Source organism: Actibacterium sp. MT2.3-13A (genome assembly GCF_018139985.1).
In the GTDB taxonomy this organism is placed as follows: domain Bacteria; phylum Pseudomonadota; class Alphaproteobacteria; order Rhodobacterales; family Rhodobacteraceae; genus JAGSOU01.
Genome location: NZ_JAGSOU010000014.1, coordinates 48,632 through 62,369, shown reverse-complemented (window position 1 = coordinate 62,369; position 13,738 = coordinate 48,632). Strand labels below are relative to the sequence as shown.

General features: G+C 67.0%; 18 protein-coding genes. All 18 read left to right on the top strand.

The window, feature by feature from the left end:
- The first annotated feature begins 35 nt into the window (after positions 1-35).
- Positions 36-821, top strand: coding sequence for a crotonase/enoyl-CoA hydratase family protein (locus tag KCI33_RS13235; protein WP_212525277.1), 786 nt, complete (start codon positions 36-38; stop codon positions 819-821).
- A gap of 236 nt (positions 822-1,057) precedes the next feature.
- On the top strand, positions 1,058-1,423 hold the full coding sequence (locus KCI33_RS13230) for an NADH-quinone oxidoreductase subunit A (RefSeq protein WP_212525276.1): 366 nt from the start codon (positions 1,058-1,060) through the stop codon (positions 1,421-1,423).
- A complete protein-coding gene (locus KCI33_RS13225) occupies positions 1,414-1,947 on the top strand; it encodes an NADH-quinone oxidoreductase subunit B (protein ID WP_212525275.1) in 534 nt (177 codons plus the stop codon). Before KCI33_RS13230 ends, KCI33_RS13225 begins: the two co-directional genes overlap by 10 nt.
- 3 nt (positions 1,948-1,950) lie before the next feature.
- The gene (locus KCI33_RS13220) at positions 1,951-2,553 is read left to right on the top strand and encodes an NADH-quinone oxidoreductase subunit C (RefSeq protein WP_212525274.1); all 603 of its coding nucleotides are present in this window, start codon (positions 1,951-1,953) and stop codon (positions 2,551-2,553) included.
- Positions 2,554-2,555: 2 nt separating this feature from the next.
- On the top strand, positions 2,556-3,596 hold the full coding sequence (locus tag KCI33_RS13215; RefSeq protein WP_212525273.1) for a sulfotransferase: 1,041 nt from the start codon (positions 2,556-2,558) through the stop codon (positions 3,594-3,596).
- 4 nt (positions 3,597-3,600) lie between these two features.
- Positions 3,601-4,809: an NADH-quinone oxidoreductase subunit D gene (locus KCI33_RS13210; protein WP_212525272.1), complete on the top strand. Its 1,209-nt coding sequence runs from the start codon at positions 3,601-3,603 to the stop codon at positions 4,807-4,809.
- A gap of 108 nt (positions 4,810-4,917) precedes the next feature.
- Positions 4,918-5,208: a hypothetical protein gene (locus KCI33_RS13205; RefSeq protein WP_212525271.1), complete on the top strand. Its 291-nt coding sequence runs from the start codon at positions 4,918-4,920 to the stop codon at positions 5,206-5,208.
- Positions 5,208-6,278, top strand: a complete 1,071-nt coding sequence (gene nuoE, locus KCI33_RS13200) for an NADH-quinone oxidoreductase subunit NuoE (RefSeq protein WP_212525270.1) — start codon at positions 5,208-5,210, stop codon at positions 6,276-6,278. The genes KCI33_RS13205 and nuoE overlap by 1 nt, the downstream gene beginning before the upstream one ends.
- A gap of 47 nt (positions 6,279-6,325) precedes the next feature.
- Positions 6,326-6,556 carry a DUF5337 domain-containing protein gene (locus tag KCI33_RS13195; RefSeq protein WP_212525269.1) on the top strand — a complete coding sequence of 77 codons (231 nt, stop codon included), beginning with the start codon at positions 6,326-6,328 and terminating at the stop codon, positions 6,554-6,556.
- 10 nt (positions 6,557-6,566) lie between these two features.
- Complete coding sequence (gene nuoF, locus KCI33_RS13190; RefSeq protein WP_212525268.1) at positions 6,567-7,865, top strand: NADH-quinone oxidoreductase subunit NuoF; 1,299 nt, start codon at positions 6,567-6,569, stop codon at positions 7,863-7,865.
- Between the two features lie 6 nt (positions 7,866-7,871).
- On the top strand, positions 7,872-8,291 hold the full coding sequence (locus KCI33_RS13185; RefSeq protein ID WP_212525267.1) for a DUF5333 domain-containing protein: 420 nt from the start codon (positions 7,872-7,874) through the stop codon (positions 8,289-8,291).
- 54 nt (positions 8,292-8,345) lie between these two features.
- On the top strand, positions 8,346-10,364 hold the full coding sequence (gene nuoG, locus KCI33_RS13180) for an NADH-quinone oxidoreductase subunit NuoG (RefSeq protein WP_212525266.1): 2,019 nt from the start codon (positions 8,346-8,348) through the stop codon (positions 10,362-10,364).
- Between the two features lie 6 nt (positions 10,365-10,370).
- Entirely contained in the window at positions 10,371-10,778 is a 408-nt protein-coding gene (locus KCI33_RS13175) for a hypothetical protein (protein ID WP_212525265.1), read from the top strand.
- Between the two features lie 14 nt (positions 10,779-10,792).
- Positions 10,793-11,830 (top strand): NADH-quinone oxidoreductase subunit NuoH, encoded by a 1,038-nt coding sequence (nuoH, locus tag KCI33_RS13170; RefSeq protein WP_212525264.1) that lies wholly within the window; start codon positions 10,793-10,795, stop codon positions 11,828-11,830.
- 1 nt (position 11,831) lies between these two features.
- Positions 11,832-12,326 carry an NADH-quinone oxidoreductase subunit NuoI gene (nuoI, locus tag KCI33_RS13165; RefSeq protein WP_212525263.1) on the top strand — a complete coding sequence of 165 codons (495 nt, stop codon included), beginning with the start codon at positions 11,832-11,834 and terminating at the stop codon, positions 12,324-12,326.
- Positions 12,323-12,730, top strand: coding sequence for a carboxymuconolactone decarboxylase family protein (locus tag KCI33_RS13160; RefSeq protein ID WP_212525262.1), 408 nt, complete (start codon positions 12,323-12,325; stop codon positions 12,728-12,730). Before nuoI ends, KCI33_RS13160 begins: the two co-directional genes overlap by 4 nt.
- Positions 12,727-13,332 carry an NADH-quinone oxidoreductase subunit J gene (locus KCI33_RS13155; RefSeq protein ID WP_212525261.1) on the top strand — a complete coding sequence of 202 codons (606 nt, stop codon included), beginning with the start codon at positions 12,727-12,729 and terminating at the stop codon, positions 13,330-13,332. Before KCI33_RS13160 ends, KCI33_RS13155 begins: the two co-directional genes overlap by 4 nt.
- Positions 13,333-13,426: 94 nt before the next feature.
- Entirely contained in the window at positions 13,427-13,732 is a 306-nt protein-coding gene (gene nuoK, locus KCI33_RS13150) for an NADH-quinone oxidoreductase subunit NuoK (protein WP_212525260.1), read from the top strand.
- The last annotated feature ends 6 nt before the right edge of the window (positions 13,733-13,738 follow it).

Below are 13,738 nucleotides of genomic sequence, written 5' to 3'. Positions count from 1 at the left end.
GCAAGAATTCTCCAAGAAAATACCGGGAGCGGACGATGAGCGATTGTCTGAAGATCGAGACCGATGCGCGCGGCGTGGCGGTGATGACGCTGAACCGGCCGGACAAGCACAACGCGCTGTCGGCCGATCTGATGGATGCGCTGACCGCTGCGGCCCACGCGCTTGGCGCCGACCGGGAGGTGCGCGTGGTGGTGCTGACCGGGGCGGGCGGCAGCTTCTGCGCGGGGGGCGATCTGGCCTGGATGCAGGCGCAGATGGCAAAGGGCCCGGCCGAGCGCGACGCCGCGGCGCGCAAGCTGGCCGAGATGCTCTATGCGCTCAATTCCCTGCCCAAGCCGCTGATCGGGCGGGTGCAGGGGCAGGCCTTCGGCGGCGGCATCGGGATGATGGCGGTCTGCGACGTGGCGGTCGGCGTGCGCGGCCCGATGTTCGGCCTGACCGAGACCCGCCTAGGCCTGATCCCGGCCACCATCGGCCCCTATGTGACCGCCCGCATGGGCGAGGCGATGGCGCGGCGCGTCTACATGTCGGGGCGGCTCTTCGAGGCCGAGGAGGCGGTGGCGCTTGGCCTTTTGGCCAAGGCGGTGGTGCCGGAGACGCTGGACGAAGCCATCGAGGCCGAGGTTGTGCCCTATCTTTCCTGCGCGCCGGGCGCGGTGGCGGCGGCCAAGGCGCAGCTCAGGGGACTCGGGCCGCGGATCGACGCCGAGGTCATCGACCGTTCCATCGCCCAGCTGTCGGAGCGCTGGGCCAGCGATGAGGCGCAGGAGGGCATCGCTGCCTTCTTCGAAAAGCGGCGCCCGCGCTGGGGCCTGGGTTAAGCCCGCGCGCGGCAAGGCTTTCTGCCGGCTGCCGGAGCCGCGGGGGCAAAAGCTGCGGCGACTCGGCGCTGCGGCAATCTGACCGGATCATTTTGCACACGGTCGTATACAATTTTGGAAGTGCCATGATTCCAAGGGTTTTTTCGCCGTCACCTTCGGTTGACCCGATCCGCCCCCGGGAGTAAACCACGCGTGACCGACCCCGGCGGGGCCGGCCGCGAGAAAGGAGCCAAGCCGTGACTGAACTGCTGAGCGAATACCTTCCCATCCTCATCTTCCTGGGTCTGGCGGTGGCTCTCGGCCTCGTTCTGATCCTGGCTGCCGTGATCATCGCGGTGCGTCACCCGGACCCGGAAAAGCTGTCGGCCTACGAATGCGGCTTCAACGCCTTCGACGACGCGCGGATGAAGTTCGACGTGCGTTTCTACCTCGTCTCGATCCTGTTCATCATCTTCGACCTCGAGATCGCCTTCCTGTTCCCCTGGGCCGTGTCCTTCGGGGAGGTCGGGCTGGTCGGGTTCTGGTCGATGATGGTGTTCCTGGCCGTGCTGACCATCGGCTTTGCCTATGAATGGAAGAAGGGAGCCCTGGAATGGGAGTAAGCACCTCTGCCAACACCGCCGGCCCCGACCGCGAGGTCGCCACGCAGGCGCTGAATGCCGAGTTGCAGGACAAGGGCTTCCTGCTGACCTCGAGCGAGGACATCATCAACTGGGCGCGCACCGGCAGCCTGCACTGGATGACCTTCGGCCTGGCCTGCTGCGCGGTGGAGATGATGCACACCGCTATGCCGCGCTACGACGTGGAGCGCTACGGCTTCGCGCCGCGCGCCTCGCCGCGCCAGTCGGACGTGATGATCGTCGCCGGCACGCTGACCAACAAGATGGCGCCGGCGCTGCGCAAGGTCTACGACCAGATGCCCGAGCCGCGCTATGTGATCTCGATGGGGTCCTGCGCCAATGGCGGGGGCTACTACCACTATTCCTACTCGGTGGTGCGCGGCTGCGACCGGATCGTTCCGGTGGACATCTATGTGCCCGGCTGCCCGCCGACCGCCGAGGCGCTGGTCTATGGTATCCTGCAGCTGCAACGCAAAATCCGCCGCACCGGCACGATCGTGAGGTAAGCCATGACCGAGGCATTGCGCGAACTGGGCACCCATCTGGAACTCAAGCGACCCGATTGCGTGCTGGGCTGGCACGTCGCGCTGGGCGAGTTGACCGTCGAGGTCGCCCCCAGTTCGATCTCCGGCTTCGTCGAGTTCCTGAAGTCCGATGCGAGCTGCCGGTTCTCGACGCTGGTGGACATCACCGCGGTCGATTACCCGGAGCGCGAGGCGCGCTTCGACGTGGTGTATCACTTCCTGTCGATGTACCAGAACCACCGCATCCGCGTGAAGGCGGCGGTGCGCGAGGATGAGATGGTGCCCTCGATCACCGAGGTGCACCCCTCGGCCAACTGGTTCGAGCGCGAGGTGTTCGACATGTTCGGCATCCTGTTCTCGGGTCACCCGGACCTGCGCCGCATCCTCACCGACTACGGTTTCCGCGGCTATCCGCTGCGCAAGGATTTCCCGACCACCGGCTATACCGAGGTGCGCTACGACGAAGAGCAGAAGCGCGTCGTCTACGAGCCGGTGAAACTGGTCCAGGAATACCGCCAGTTCGATTTCATGAGCCCGTGGGAAGGGGCCGAATACATCCTCCCCGGCGACGAGCGCGGGGAGTCCTGAGCGTGGAGCGTGGGCGGGGCATAAGCGGCGCGGAGGCGGACGGGGACGTGATGTTCTTCGTCATCGGTGCGCAGAAGGCCGGCACCACCTGGCTGCACCGCTACTTGGCGCAGCACCCAGAGGTGTCGTCGGGCCCCCTCAAGAAATACCACTATTTCAACAAGTTCCACGGCGAGTTCGCGGTTGGCGGCGCGCGGCCGCACTTCCAGGGGCTGCGGCGCCTGTCGGCGCTGTCGGCGGTGCTGCGGCGCGCGGGGCGGCCGGCGGGCTATCTGCGCGCCACCCTCGCCGCGCTGCGCGGGCGCGGCGACTACCTGGGTCTCGTGCGCGGCGACCGGCCGGGGGCCAGGGCGTTCGGCGACGTCACCCCGATCTACAGCCTGCTGGGCCGCGCGGCCTTCGCCGAGATGGCGGCGAGCTATCCGCGCACGCGCTTCGTTTTCATCATGCGCGACCCGGTGGACCGGCTCTGGAGCCATGTGCGGATGCGCGCGCGGCGTCTGGGGCTGGCGCCGGGCGAGGCGGCTTTCGACAAGATGGTGTTCTCGCGGCTGAACGATCCGCGCTTCCTTGGCCGCTCGGACTATGCGCGCACCATCACCGAACTCGAGGCCGCCGTCCCGCGCGAGCAGATCCTCTATCTGTTCTACGAAGAACTGTTCTCGGACGCGAGCCTGCGGCGGCTGTGCGATTTCCTCGGGCTGGGCTTCGTGCCCGGCACCTATGACGAGAAGGTCTTTGCCGGGATCAGCGCCGAGGCGCCGCGCGACTGGCTGCTGGCCGCGCGGGCTAAGCTGGCCCCTGTCTATGATTTCGTCACCGCCCGTTTCGGCGACGCGGTGCCCGCCGCCTGGCGGCTCGACCCGGGCAGGGCGGCGCCCCTTGGCGTGGCGCCGGCGCTGCAGCCCGAACAGGACGACGCGCCTGGGCGCCTGTCGCGCCTCGGCACGGCGGCCCGCGCGATTATCGCAAGACAAAATGACGATCTCGGCCGGATTGGCCTGCGCTCCGCATCCCGGGGCGCCCTCATGGTAAAGGGGTGAGAGGATGGACGGCAAATTCGACGACACGCTGACCGGCGAGCAGAAGATCCGCAACTTCAACATCAACTTCGGGCCGCAGCACCCGGCGGCCCACGGCGTGCTGCGGATGGTGCTGGAGCTTGACGGCGAGATCGTCGAGCGCGCCGATCCGCATATCGGCCTGCTGCATCGCGGCACCGAAAAGCTGATGGAGAGCCGCACCTATCTGCAGAACCTGCCCTATCTCGACCGGCTCGACTATGTCGCGCCGATGAACCAGGAGCACGCCTGGTGCCTGGCCATTGAGAAGCTGACGGGAACGCAGGTGCCGCGCCGCGCCTCGCTGATCCGGGTGCTCTATTCCGAGATCGGGCGCGTGCTGAACCACCTGCTGAACGTGACCACGCAGGCCATGGACGTGGGCGCGCTGACGCCGCCGCTCTGGGGCTTCGAGGAGCGCGAGAAGCTGATGGTGTTCTACGAGCGCGCCTGCGGCGCGCGGCTGCACGCGGCCTATTTCCGCCCCGGCGGCGTGCACCAGGACCTGCCGCCGCAGCTGATCGAGGACATCGACCAGTGGGCCGACGAATTCCCAAGCGTGCTGGACGACATCGACGGGCTGCTGACCGAGAACCGGATCTTCAAGCAGCGCAACGCCGATATCGGCGTGGTGACCGAGCAGGAGATCCTCGACTGGGGCTATTCCGGCGTGATGGCGCGCGGCTCGGGGCTGGCCTGGGACCTGCGCCGCGCGCAACCCTACGAATGCTACGACGAGTTCGAGTTCCAGATCCCCGTGGGCAAGAACGGCGACTGCTACGACCGCTACCTCTGCCGGATGGAGGAGATGCGCCAGTCGGTCCATATCATCAAGCAGGCCTGCGCGAAGCTGCGCGTGGAAAAGGGCGACGTGCTGGCGCGCGGCAAGATCACGCCGCCGAAACGCGGCGAGATGAAGACCTCGATGGAGGCGCTGATCCATCACTTCAAGCTCTACACCGAGGGGTTCCATGTCCCCGCGGGCGAGGTCTATGCCGCGGTCGAGGCGCCCAAGGGCGAGTTCGGCGTCTACCTGGTCGCCGACGGCACCAACAAGCCCTACCGCGCCAAGCTGCGCGCGCCGGGCTACCTGCATCTGCAGTCGATGGATCACGTCGCCCGCGGTCACCAGCTGGCCGACGTGGCCGCGATCATCGGCACCATGGATGTGGTGTTCGGGGAGATCGACAGGTGACCGGCGCGCGCCTGCATACCCAGACCCTGCGTGCCGGACGCGGTGTCTGGCCGGCATGCGCCCTTCGGGCCCACGCCGGCCGCGCGCCTGAACCCGGAGTGTGAACCGATGAAGATCCTGAAATCCCTCGTCCTTTTCGCGGCTTTCGCCCCGGCATCGGCCTTCGCACAGGGCAGCCTGATCGCGGCCGAGGCCGAACTGGACCGGCTGCGCGACGCGCTGGTCGCCGTCGGCTGCGTGGTCGATACCGAGGAGGCGGCGCTGGCCGTCGAGGCTGACACCGGCTTCGATGAGGCGCTGCTGGAGGCCGCGGTGGGCCAGTTGCGCGCGCTGCACGAAATCGAGGACGCCTCGAACGAGGGTGGCATCAAATACGTCTCTGGAGGCTGTAGCAACTAATGCTTCGACGACTGCACCACGACCAGCCCGACAGCTTCGCCTTTACCCCGGCCAACCAGGCCTGGGCGGAGGCGCAGATCACCAAATATCCCGAGGGCCGCCAGGCCAGCGCGATCATCCCGCTACTGTGGCGCGCCCAGGAGCAGGAGGGCTGGCTGACCCGCCCGGCGATCGAGCATGTCGCCGACATGCTGGGCATGGCCTATATCCGGGCGCTTGAGGTGGCGACCTTCTACTTCATGTTCCAGCTGCAGCCGGTGGGCTCGGTCGCGCATGTCCAGATCTGCGGCACCACGTCGTGCCTGATCTGCGGCGCCGAGGACCTGATCGGTGTCTGCCGTGAAAAGATCGCGGACAAGCCGCATGCGCTGTCGGCGGACGGCAAGTTCAGTTGGGAAGAGGTCGAATGCCTCGGCGCCTGCGCGAACGCCCCCATGGCCCAGATCGGCAAGGATTACTACGAGAACCTGACCGCCGCGCGGCTGGGCGAGATCCTCGACGAACTGGCCGCGGGCCGGGTGCCCGTGCCGGGGCCGCAGAACGGGCGCTACGCCTCCGAGCCGCTTTCGGGGCTGACCAGCCTCAAGGAATTCGACAGCGGCCGCACGAAATACAATGCCTCGGCGCAGCTGGCGACCGATATCGGCGACACGGTAAAGCGGATCGATGGCACCGAGGTGCCGCTGCTGACGCCGTGGCTGGGCGCGGGCGCCAAGAAAGCCTCCGCCAAGAAGACCGCGCCGAAAAAGGCGCCGGCCAGGGCCGAGGCCCCGGCCGAGGCGGCCGGGGCGGAACCGTCTCTGCTGGCCGCGCCGCGCGCCGGCGGGGCGGATGACCTCAAGCAGCTCAAGGGCGTCGGGCCGAAGCTGGAGCAGACCCTAAACGAGCTGGGCGTCTACCATTTCGACCAGATCGCCGCCTGGACCGAGGCCGAGATCGCCTGGGTCGACGACCGGCTCAAGTTCCGTGGCCGCATTCAGCGCGACGGCTGGGTGGAGCAGGCGAAAACCCTGGCCGCGGGCGGCACGACCGAATTCGCGGACAAGGTGAAGAAGGGCGACGTCTACTGACGCCGCGACACTGAGACAGGGCGCCAAACCGGCGCGACGGGGAAGGCATGAACAGGCAGCAGCCACAGGACAAGGCCCGGGCCACCGCGCGCAAGGCGCGGATGGTGGCCATCGTCATCGCGGCGACGATGCTGCTGTGGATGGGGGCGCAGGCCCTGGGCGGGCGGCTGGGCTGGCCCACGCGCCTGGTCTTCCTGTTCGACCTTGCGGCGCTGGCGGCGTTCTTCTGGGCGCTGGTGGTGTCATATCAGATCTGGCGGGACCGCCGGGAGAGTTGAGGAACAAGCCATGCTGAAGGATCAGGACCGGATCTTCACCAATCTCTACGGGATGCACGAGCGCACGCTGGCCGGCGCCCGCGCCCGTGGCCATTGGGACGGCACCGCCGGGATCATCGCCAACGGCCGCGACTGGATCATCGACCAGATGAAGGCGTCGGGCCTGCGCGGGCGCGGGGGCGCCGGTTTCCCCACCGGGCTGAAATGGTCCTTCATGCCCAAGGAAAGCGACGGCCGCCCGTCCTATCTGGTCGTGAACGCGGACGAATCCGAGCCCGGCACCTGCAAGGACCGCGAGATCATGCGCCACGATCCGCACACGCTGATCGAGGGTTGCCTGATCGCCTCCTTCGCGATGAACGCGCATACCTGCTACATCTACATCCGCGGCGAATATGTCCGCGAGCGCGAGGCGCTGCAGGCCGCCATCGACGAAGCCTATGACGCGGGCCTTCTGGGCCGGAACGCCGCCGGTTCGGGCTGGGATTTCGACCTTTACCTGCATCACGGGGCAGGGGCCTATATCTGCGGCGAGGAAACCGCGCTGCTGGAAAGCCTCGAGGGCAAGAAGGGCATGCCGCGGATGAAGCCGCCCTTCCCGGCGGGCGCGGGGCTTTACGGCTGTCCGACCACGGTGAACAACGTGGAATCGATCGCCGTGGTGCCGACCATCCTGCGCCGCGGCCCCGACTGGTTCGCAGGCTTCGGCCGGCCCAACAACGCGGGCACCAAGCTGTTCGCGGTCTCGGGCCACGTCAACAACCCCTGTGTCGTCGAAGAGGCCATGTCGATCCCCTTCGAGGAGCTGATCGAGAAACATTGCGGCGGCATCCGCGGCGGCTGGGACAACCTGCTGGCGGTGATCCCCGGCGGCTCCTCCGTGCCTTGCGTGCGCGGCGAGAACATGCGCGACGCGATCATGGATTTCGACTACCTGCGCGGCGAGCTGGGCTCGGGTCTGGGCACCGCGGCGGTGATCGTGATGGACAAGTCCACCGACATCATCAAGGCGATCTGGCGGCTGTCGAAATTCTACAAGCACGAAAGCTGTGGCCAGTGCACGCCGTGCCGCGAGGGCACCGGCTGGATGATGCGGGTGATGGACCGGCTGGTGCGCGGCGAGGCCGAGATCGAGGAAATCGACATGCTGTTCAGCGTGACCAAGCAGGTCGAGGGCCACACCATCTGCGCGCTCGGCGACGCGGCGGCCTGGCCTATCCAGGGCCTGATCCGCAATTTCCGCGAGGAAATCGAGGACCGCATCAAGGCGCAGAAATCCGGGCGCATGGGCGCCATGGCGGCGGAGTAGACGGCGATGTGGGGCAGGCGCATCAGATCGGGGATCATGGCGGCGCTGGCCGCGGGCTCCATGGCGCAGGCCACGGCCCAGGCCCTGCCGCCGATCAACCAGGATGAGCACATCATGAACTCGCTGCTGGCCGCGGCCATCGGCGACGAGATCCGCAAGAACTGCCCCACGATCTCGCCCCGCCTGTTCAAGGTCTGGAGCGAGGCCAAGGCGCTGGAGCGCTACGCGCTCGACAAGGGCTACACCGAGGAGGAGATCGAGGCGCTGCTCGACTCCAAGCCCGAGCGCAAGGCGATGCGCGCCCGGCGCGACGCCTATCTCGCCGCCAATGGCGTGGTCGCGGGCGACGCCGGCAGCTACTGCGCTCTGGGCGAGAGGGAAATTGCCGCGGGCAGCCTGACCGGCTCGCTTCTGCAGGCGCAATGAGGACAACACGGCGCGCCGCCCGGCGGCGCGTCTGGGGAAACGCAGGGGACGCGAATGACTGAGCTCCGCAAGATAATCATCGACGGCCGCGAGATCGAGGTCGATCCGGCCATGACGCTGCTGCAGGCCTGCGAACAGGCCGGCATCGAGGTGCCGCGCTTCTGCTACCACGAACGGCTGTCGATCGCGGGCAACTGCCGCATGTGCCTGGTCGAGGTGGTCGGCGGCCCGCCGAAGCCGGCGGCGTCCTGCGCGATGCAGGTGCGCGACCTGCGCCCGGGGCCCGAAGGCGCTCCGCCCGAGGTGAAGACCAACTCGCCCATGGTCAAGAAGGCCCGCGAGGGGGTGATGGAGTTCCTGCTCATCAACCACCCGCTGGATTGCCCGATCTGCGACCAGGGCGGCGAATGCGACCTGCAGGACCAGGCGATGGCCTATGGCGTGGATTTCTCGCGCTACCGCGAGCCCAAGCGCGCCTCGGAGGATCTCGATCTCGGGCCGCTGGTGGCCACCACCATGACCCGCTGCATCTCCTGCACCCGCTGCGTGCGCTTCACCACCGAGGTCGCGGGCATCACCCAGATGGGCCAGACCGGGCGCGGCGAGGATGCCGAGATCACGTCCTATCTCGGCCAGACGCTGCAATCGAACCTGCAGGGCAACATCATAGATCTGTGCCCGGTGGGCGCGCTGACCTCCAAGCCCTACGCCTTCACCGCGCGGCCCTGGGAACTGACCAAGACCGAGACCATCGACGTGATGGACGCGCTGGGGTCGAACATCCGGGTCGACACCAAGGGCCGCGAGGTCAAGCGTATCCTGCCGCGCAACCATGACGGCGTGAACGAGGAATGGATCTCCGACAAGTCGCGCTTCGTCTGGGACGGGCTGCGCCGGCAGCGTCTGGACACGCCCTATCTGCGCGAGAACGGCAAGCTGCGCAAAGCCACCTGGGTCGAGGCGCTGGCCGCCGCCGCCGCCGCGATGAAGGGCAAGAAGGTCGCCGCGCTGGTCGGCGATCTGGCCCCGGTCGAGGCGGTTTTCGCCCTCAGGCAACTGGTCGAGGGGCTGGGCGGGGCGATCGAATGCCGCACGGACGGCGCCAGGCTGCCCGCGGGCAACCGCTCGGCCTATGTCGGCACCGCCACGATCGAGGATATCGACAGCGCCAAATACATTCAGCTGATCGGCACCAATCCGCGCGACGAGGCGCCGGTGCTGAACGCGCGCATCCGCCGGGCCTGGGCGCAGGGCGCCAATGTCGGCCTCGTCGGCGAGGCGGTGGACCTGACCTATGACTACACCCATGTCGGCACCGACCGGGCCGCGCTGGAGGGGCTTCTGGGCCACGATTTCGGCGCGGTTCTGGATCAGCCGTCGCTGGTGATCGTCGGCCAGGGTGCGATCCGCGAGGCCGACGGCGAGGCGGTTCTGGCCGCCGCGATGAAGCTGGCAGAGGCGACCAAATCGAAGCTGATGGTGCTGCACACCGCCGCCGCCCGCGTCGGCGCGATGGATGTGGGCGCGGTGACCGAGGGCGGCCTCGACAAGGCGCTCGACGGGGCGGAGGTGATCTACAACCTCGGCGCGGACGAGCTGGAGATCGGCGAGGGCGCCTTCGTGATCTACCAGGGCAGCCACGGCGACCGCGGCGCGCATCGCGCCGACATCATCCTGCCGGGCGCCGCCTATACCGAGGAACAGGGCCTGTTCGTCAACACCGAGGGCCGTCCGCAGCTGGCGCTGCGCGCCGCCTTCCCGCCGGGCGAGGCCAAGGAGAACTGGGCGATCCTGCGTGCGCTGTCGGCCGAGCTGGGCGCCACGCTGCCCTATGACAGCCTCGCGCAGCTGCGCCGCGCGCTGGTCGAAGAGGTGCCGCACCTGGCCGAGATCGACGCGGTGCCGGAAAACGCATGGGCGCCGCTTGCGCCGAAAAAGCTGGGCCAGGCGACGTTCCGCAACGCGGTGAGCGATTTCTACCTCACCAACCCGATCGCGCGGGCCTCAAGCCTGATGGCCGAGCTCAGCGCCAACCAACAGGCCCGCCAGTCGGGCCGCATGGCGGCGGAGTAACAACGCATGGCGCCGCTCCGCATCTCCCTCGCGCTGGCCCCCGCCCTGACGGCGGGGCTGGCGGGCTGCGCGCCCAACGGCGAGGCGGTGGAGCAGGCGCCGTTCAAGCCCGCCTATCGGGGGGTGGACACGCGGCTGCTGGAGGATGACCTCGTCGGCTTCGTGGTGGAGATGGAAGGCGCGCGGGGCGTGGAGGACGTGGCGGATTATGCTGAATGCGCGGCCGCGCAATACGCGCTGATCCGGGGCTACGGCTTCGCGCGCCATGTGCGAACAAATGTCGCGGAAGAGGGTGGCCTTTGGCGGGCGGATGCTGTTTACACCATCTCGCCGGCGCTGCCACGCGGCCTGCAGACGATCGACGCCGAAGTGGTGGTCGCTCACTGCGCCGAAGAAGGGATACCGACGGTCTGAGGGTATGGGGCATTATGGCTGATTTTCTAAATACTGGCTTCGGAACATTCGTGCTGATCGCGGCACAAAGCCTGCTGGTCATCGGGTTCGTGATGATCTCGCTCCTGTTCCTCGTCTATGGCGACCGCAAGATCTGGGCCGCCGTTCAGATGCGAAAGGGCCCCAACGTGGTCGGCGCCTTCGGGTTGCTGCAATCGGTGGCCGACGCGCTGAAATATGTGGTCAAGGAGGTCGTCATCCCCGCCGGCGCCGACAAGACGGTGTTCCTGCTGGCGCCGATGATCTCGTTCACGCTGGCGATGATCGCCTGGGCGGTGATCCCCTTCGCGGACGGCTGGGTGCTGGCCGATCTGAACGTGGCCATCCTCTATGTCATGGCGATCTCGTCGCTCGAGGTCTACGGCGTGATCATGGGCGGCTGGGCGTCGAACTCGAAATACCCGTTCCTGGGCAGCTTGCGCTCGGCGGCGCAGATGATCTCCTACGAGGTGTCGATCGGGCTGATCATCATCGGCGTGATCCTCTCGACCGGCTCGCTGAACTTCAGCGACATCGTGCACGCGCAGGACGGCGCCTATGGGCTGTTCAACTGGTACTGGCTGCCGCATCTGCCGATGGTGTTCCTGTTCTTCATCTCGGCTCTGGCCGAGACCAACCGCCCGCCCTTCGACCTGCCCGAGGCGGAATCGGAGTTGGTGGCGGGCTACCAGGTGGAATATTCGGCGACGCCCTTCCTGCTGTTCATGGCGGGCGAATACATTGCCATCTTCCTGATGTGCGCGCTGATCAGCCTGCTGTTCTTCGGCGGCTGGCTGTCGCCGATCCCCGGCCTGCCCGACGGCGTGCTGTGGATGGTGGGCAAGATGTCGTTCTTCTTCTTCCTCTTCGCGATGGTGAAGGCGATCACGCCGCGCTACCGCTACGACCAGCTGATGCGGCTGGGCTGGAAGGTGTTCCTGCCGATGTCGCTGATCTGGGTGGTGCTGGTGGCCTTCTTCGCGCAATTCGAACTTTTCGGCGGGGCCTATGCCCGCTGGGCAATCGGAGGCTGACATGACTGCAATCGACTGGAACCGCGCCGGGAAATACTTCCTGCTGGCCGATTTCTTTGCCGGCATGAAGCTGGGGCTGAAATATTTCTTCGCGCCCAAGGCCACGCTGAACTACCCGCATGAAAAGGGCCCGCTCAGCCCGCGCTTCCGCGGCGAGCATGCGCTGCGCCGCTACCCCAACGGCGAGGAGCGCTGCATCGCCTGCAAGCTGTGCGAGGCGATCTGTCCGGCCCAGGCCATCACCATCGACGCCGAACCGCGCGAGGACGGCTCGCGCCGCACCACGCGCTACGACATCGACATGACGAAATGCATCTACTGCGGCTTCTGCCAGGAGGCCTGCCCGGTGGACGCCATCGTCGAGGGGCCGAATTTCGAATTCTCGACCGAGACCCGCGAAGAGCTGTTCTACACCAAGGAGAAGCTCCTTGAGAACGGCGCCCGCTGGGAGGCCGAGATCGCCCGCAACCTGGAACTGGACGCGCCCTACAGATGACCGATTTCCAGAAACTCCTTGAGCAGATGATGGAGCAGAGCCACGCCATGGCCCGCGCCTTCAACCCTGCGCTGGAGAGCTTCCAGGTGCAGGGCTTCGACAAGCTCATGCCGACCATGCCCAAGGACTTCATGGACATGATGTGGGGCAACGCCTTCAACAAGGAGGGCCTCGACGCCAAGACGCGGCTGCTGGTCGTTCTGGCGGGGCTGACGGTGCTGGGCGCGCAGGCAGAGGTGCAGTTCAAGATCACCGTGCGCCACGCGATCGAGGCCGGCGCCAGCCAGCAGGAGGTTGCCGAGGTGATCTATCAGATGGCCATGCTGGGCGGCATCCCGGCCATGACCCGCGCCCTCAAGCTGGCGCAAGAGGTATTCAAGGAAAGCGAGGAGGACAGCGAATGACTGTCGCGGATATCGCATTTTACGCCTTCGCCATCGTGGTCGTGACGGCCGGCCTGTTCGTCGTGATCTCGCGCAACCCGGTGCATTCGGTGCTGTGGCTGATCCTGGCCTTCCTGTCCTCGGCGGGGATGTTCGTGCTGCTCGGGGCCGAGTTCGTGGCGATGCTCTTGGTCATCGTCTACGTCGGCGCGGTCGCGGTGTTGTTCCTGTTCGTGGTGATGATGCTCGACATCGACTTCGCCGAGCTGAAGGCCGAGATGGCGCGCTATGTGCCGTTGGCCGGCCTGATCGGGGTGATCCTGCTGCTGGAGCTGGGCATGGTCTTCGGCACCTGGGCCACGGCCGAGGGGGTCGAGATGCTGGCCCGCCCCGAGGCGGGCGAGGTGCACAACACCCGCGCGCTCGGGCTGCTGATCTACGATGACTACATCTACCTGTTCCAGGCGGCGGGGCTGATCCTGCTGGTGGCCATGATCGGCGCGATCGTGCTGACCCTGCGCCACCGCCCGAACGTCAAGCGCCAGGACGTGCTGGCGCAGATGTATCGCGACCCGGCCAAGGCGATGGAGCTGAAGGACGTGAAGCCGGGGCAGGGGCTCTAACCGCCGCCCGGCCACAGGAATTCCGGCCCCGGGACCCGCCCGGAGCCGCGATGCGAAAACGACAAGGACGGGCAGCTGCGCCCGGAGGGACGACATGATTGGACTGGAACATTACCTGACGGTGGCCGCGGCGCTGTTCGTCATCGGGATTTTCGGCATCTTCCTGAACCGGAAGAACGTCATCATCATCCTGATGTCGATCGAGTTGATGCTGCTGGCGGTGAACATCAACCTCGTCGCCTTCTCGGCTTACCTGGGCGATCTGACGGGGCAGGTCTTTACCCTCTTCGTGCTGACAGTCGCCGCCGCCGAGGCCGCGATCGGCCTGGCGATCCTGGTCTGCTTCTTCCGCAACCGCGGCACCATCGCGGTCGAAGACGTCAACGTGATGAAGGGGTAAGGGACA

Coding starts and splice junctions, on each gene's coding strand:
- KCI33_RS13235 (WP_212525277.1), top strand. CDS start 36: ATGAGCGATTGTCTGAAGATCGAGACCGATGCGCGCGGCGTGGCGGTG.
- KCI33_RS13225 (WP_212525275.1), top strand. CDS start 1,414: ATGGGAGTAAGCACCTCTGCCAACACCGCCGGCCCCGACCGCGAGGTC.
- KCI33_RS13220 (WP_212525274.1), top strand. CDS start 1,951: ATGACCGAGGCATTGCGCGAACTGGGCACCCATCTGGAACTCAAGCGA.
- KCI33_RS13210 (WP_212525272.1), top strand. CDS start 3,601: ATGGACGGCAAATTCGACGACACGCTGACCGGCGAGCAGAAGATCCGC.
- KCI33_RS13205 (WP_212525271.1), top strand. CDS start 4,918: ATGAAGATCCTGAAATCCCTCGTCCTTTTCGCGGCTTTCGCCCCGGCA.
- nuoE (WP_212525270.1), top strand. CDS start 5,208: ATGCTTCGACGACTGCACCACGACCAGCCCGACAGCTTCGCCTTTACC.
- KCI33_RS13195 (WP_212525269.1), top strand. CDS start 6,326: ATGAACAGGCAGCAGCCACAGGACAAGGCCCGGGCCACCGCGCGCAAG.
- nuoF (WP_212525268.1), top strand. CDS start 6,567: ATGCTGAAGGATCAGGACCGGATCTTCACCAATCTCTACGGGATGCAC.
- KCI33_RS13185 (WP_212525267.1), top strand. CDS start 7,872: ATGTGGGGCAGGCGCATCAGATCGGGGATCATGGCGGCGCTGGCCGCG.
- nuoG (WP_212525266.1), top strand. CDS start 8,346: ATGACTGAGCTCCGCAAGATAATCATCGACGGCCGCGAGATCGAGGTC.
- KCI33_RS13175 (WP_212525265.1), top strand. CDS start 10,371: ATGGCGCCGCTCCGCATCTCCCTCGCGCTGGCCCCCGCCCTGACGGCG.
- nuoH (WP_212525264.1), top strand. CDS start 10,793: ATGGCTGATTTTCTAAATACTGGCTTCGGAACATTCGTGCTGATCGCG.
- nuoI (WP_212525263.1), top strand. CDS start 11,832: ATGACTGCAATCGACTGGAACCGCGCCGGGAAATACTTCCTGCTGGCC.
- KCI33_RS13160 (WP_212525262.1), top strand. CDS start 12,323: ATGACCGATTTCCAGAAACTCCTTGAGCAGATGATGGAGCAGAGCCAC.
- KCI33_RS13155 (WP_212525261.1), top strand. CDS start 12,727: ATGACTGTCGCGGATATCGCATTTTACGCCTTCGCCATCGTGGTCGTG.
- nuoK (WP_212525260.1), top strand. CDS start 13,427: ATGATTGGACTGGAACATTACCTGACGGTGGCCGCGGCGCTGTTCGTC.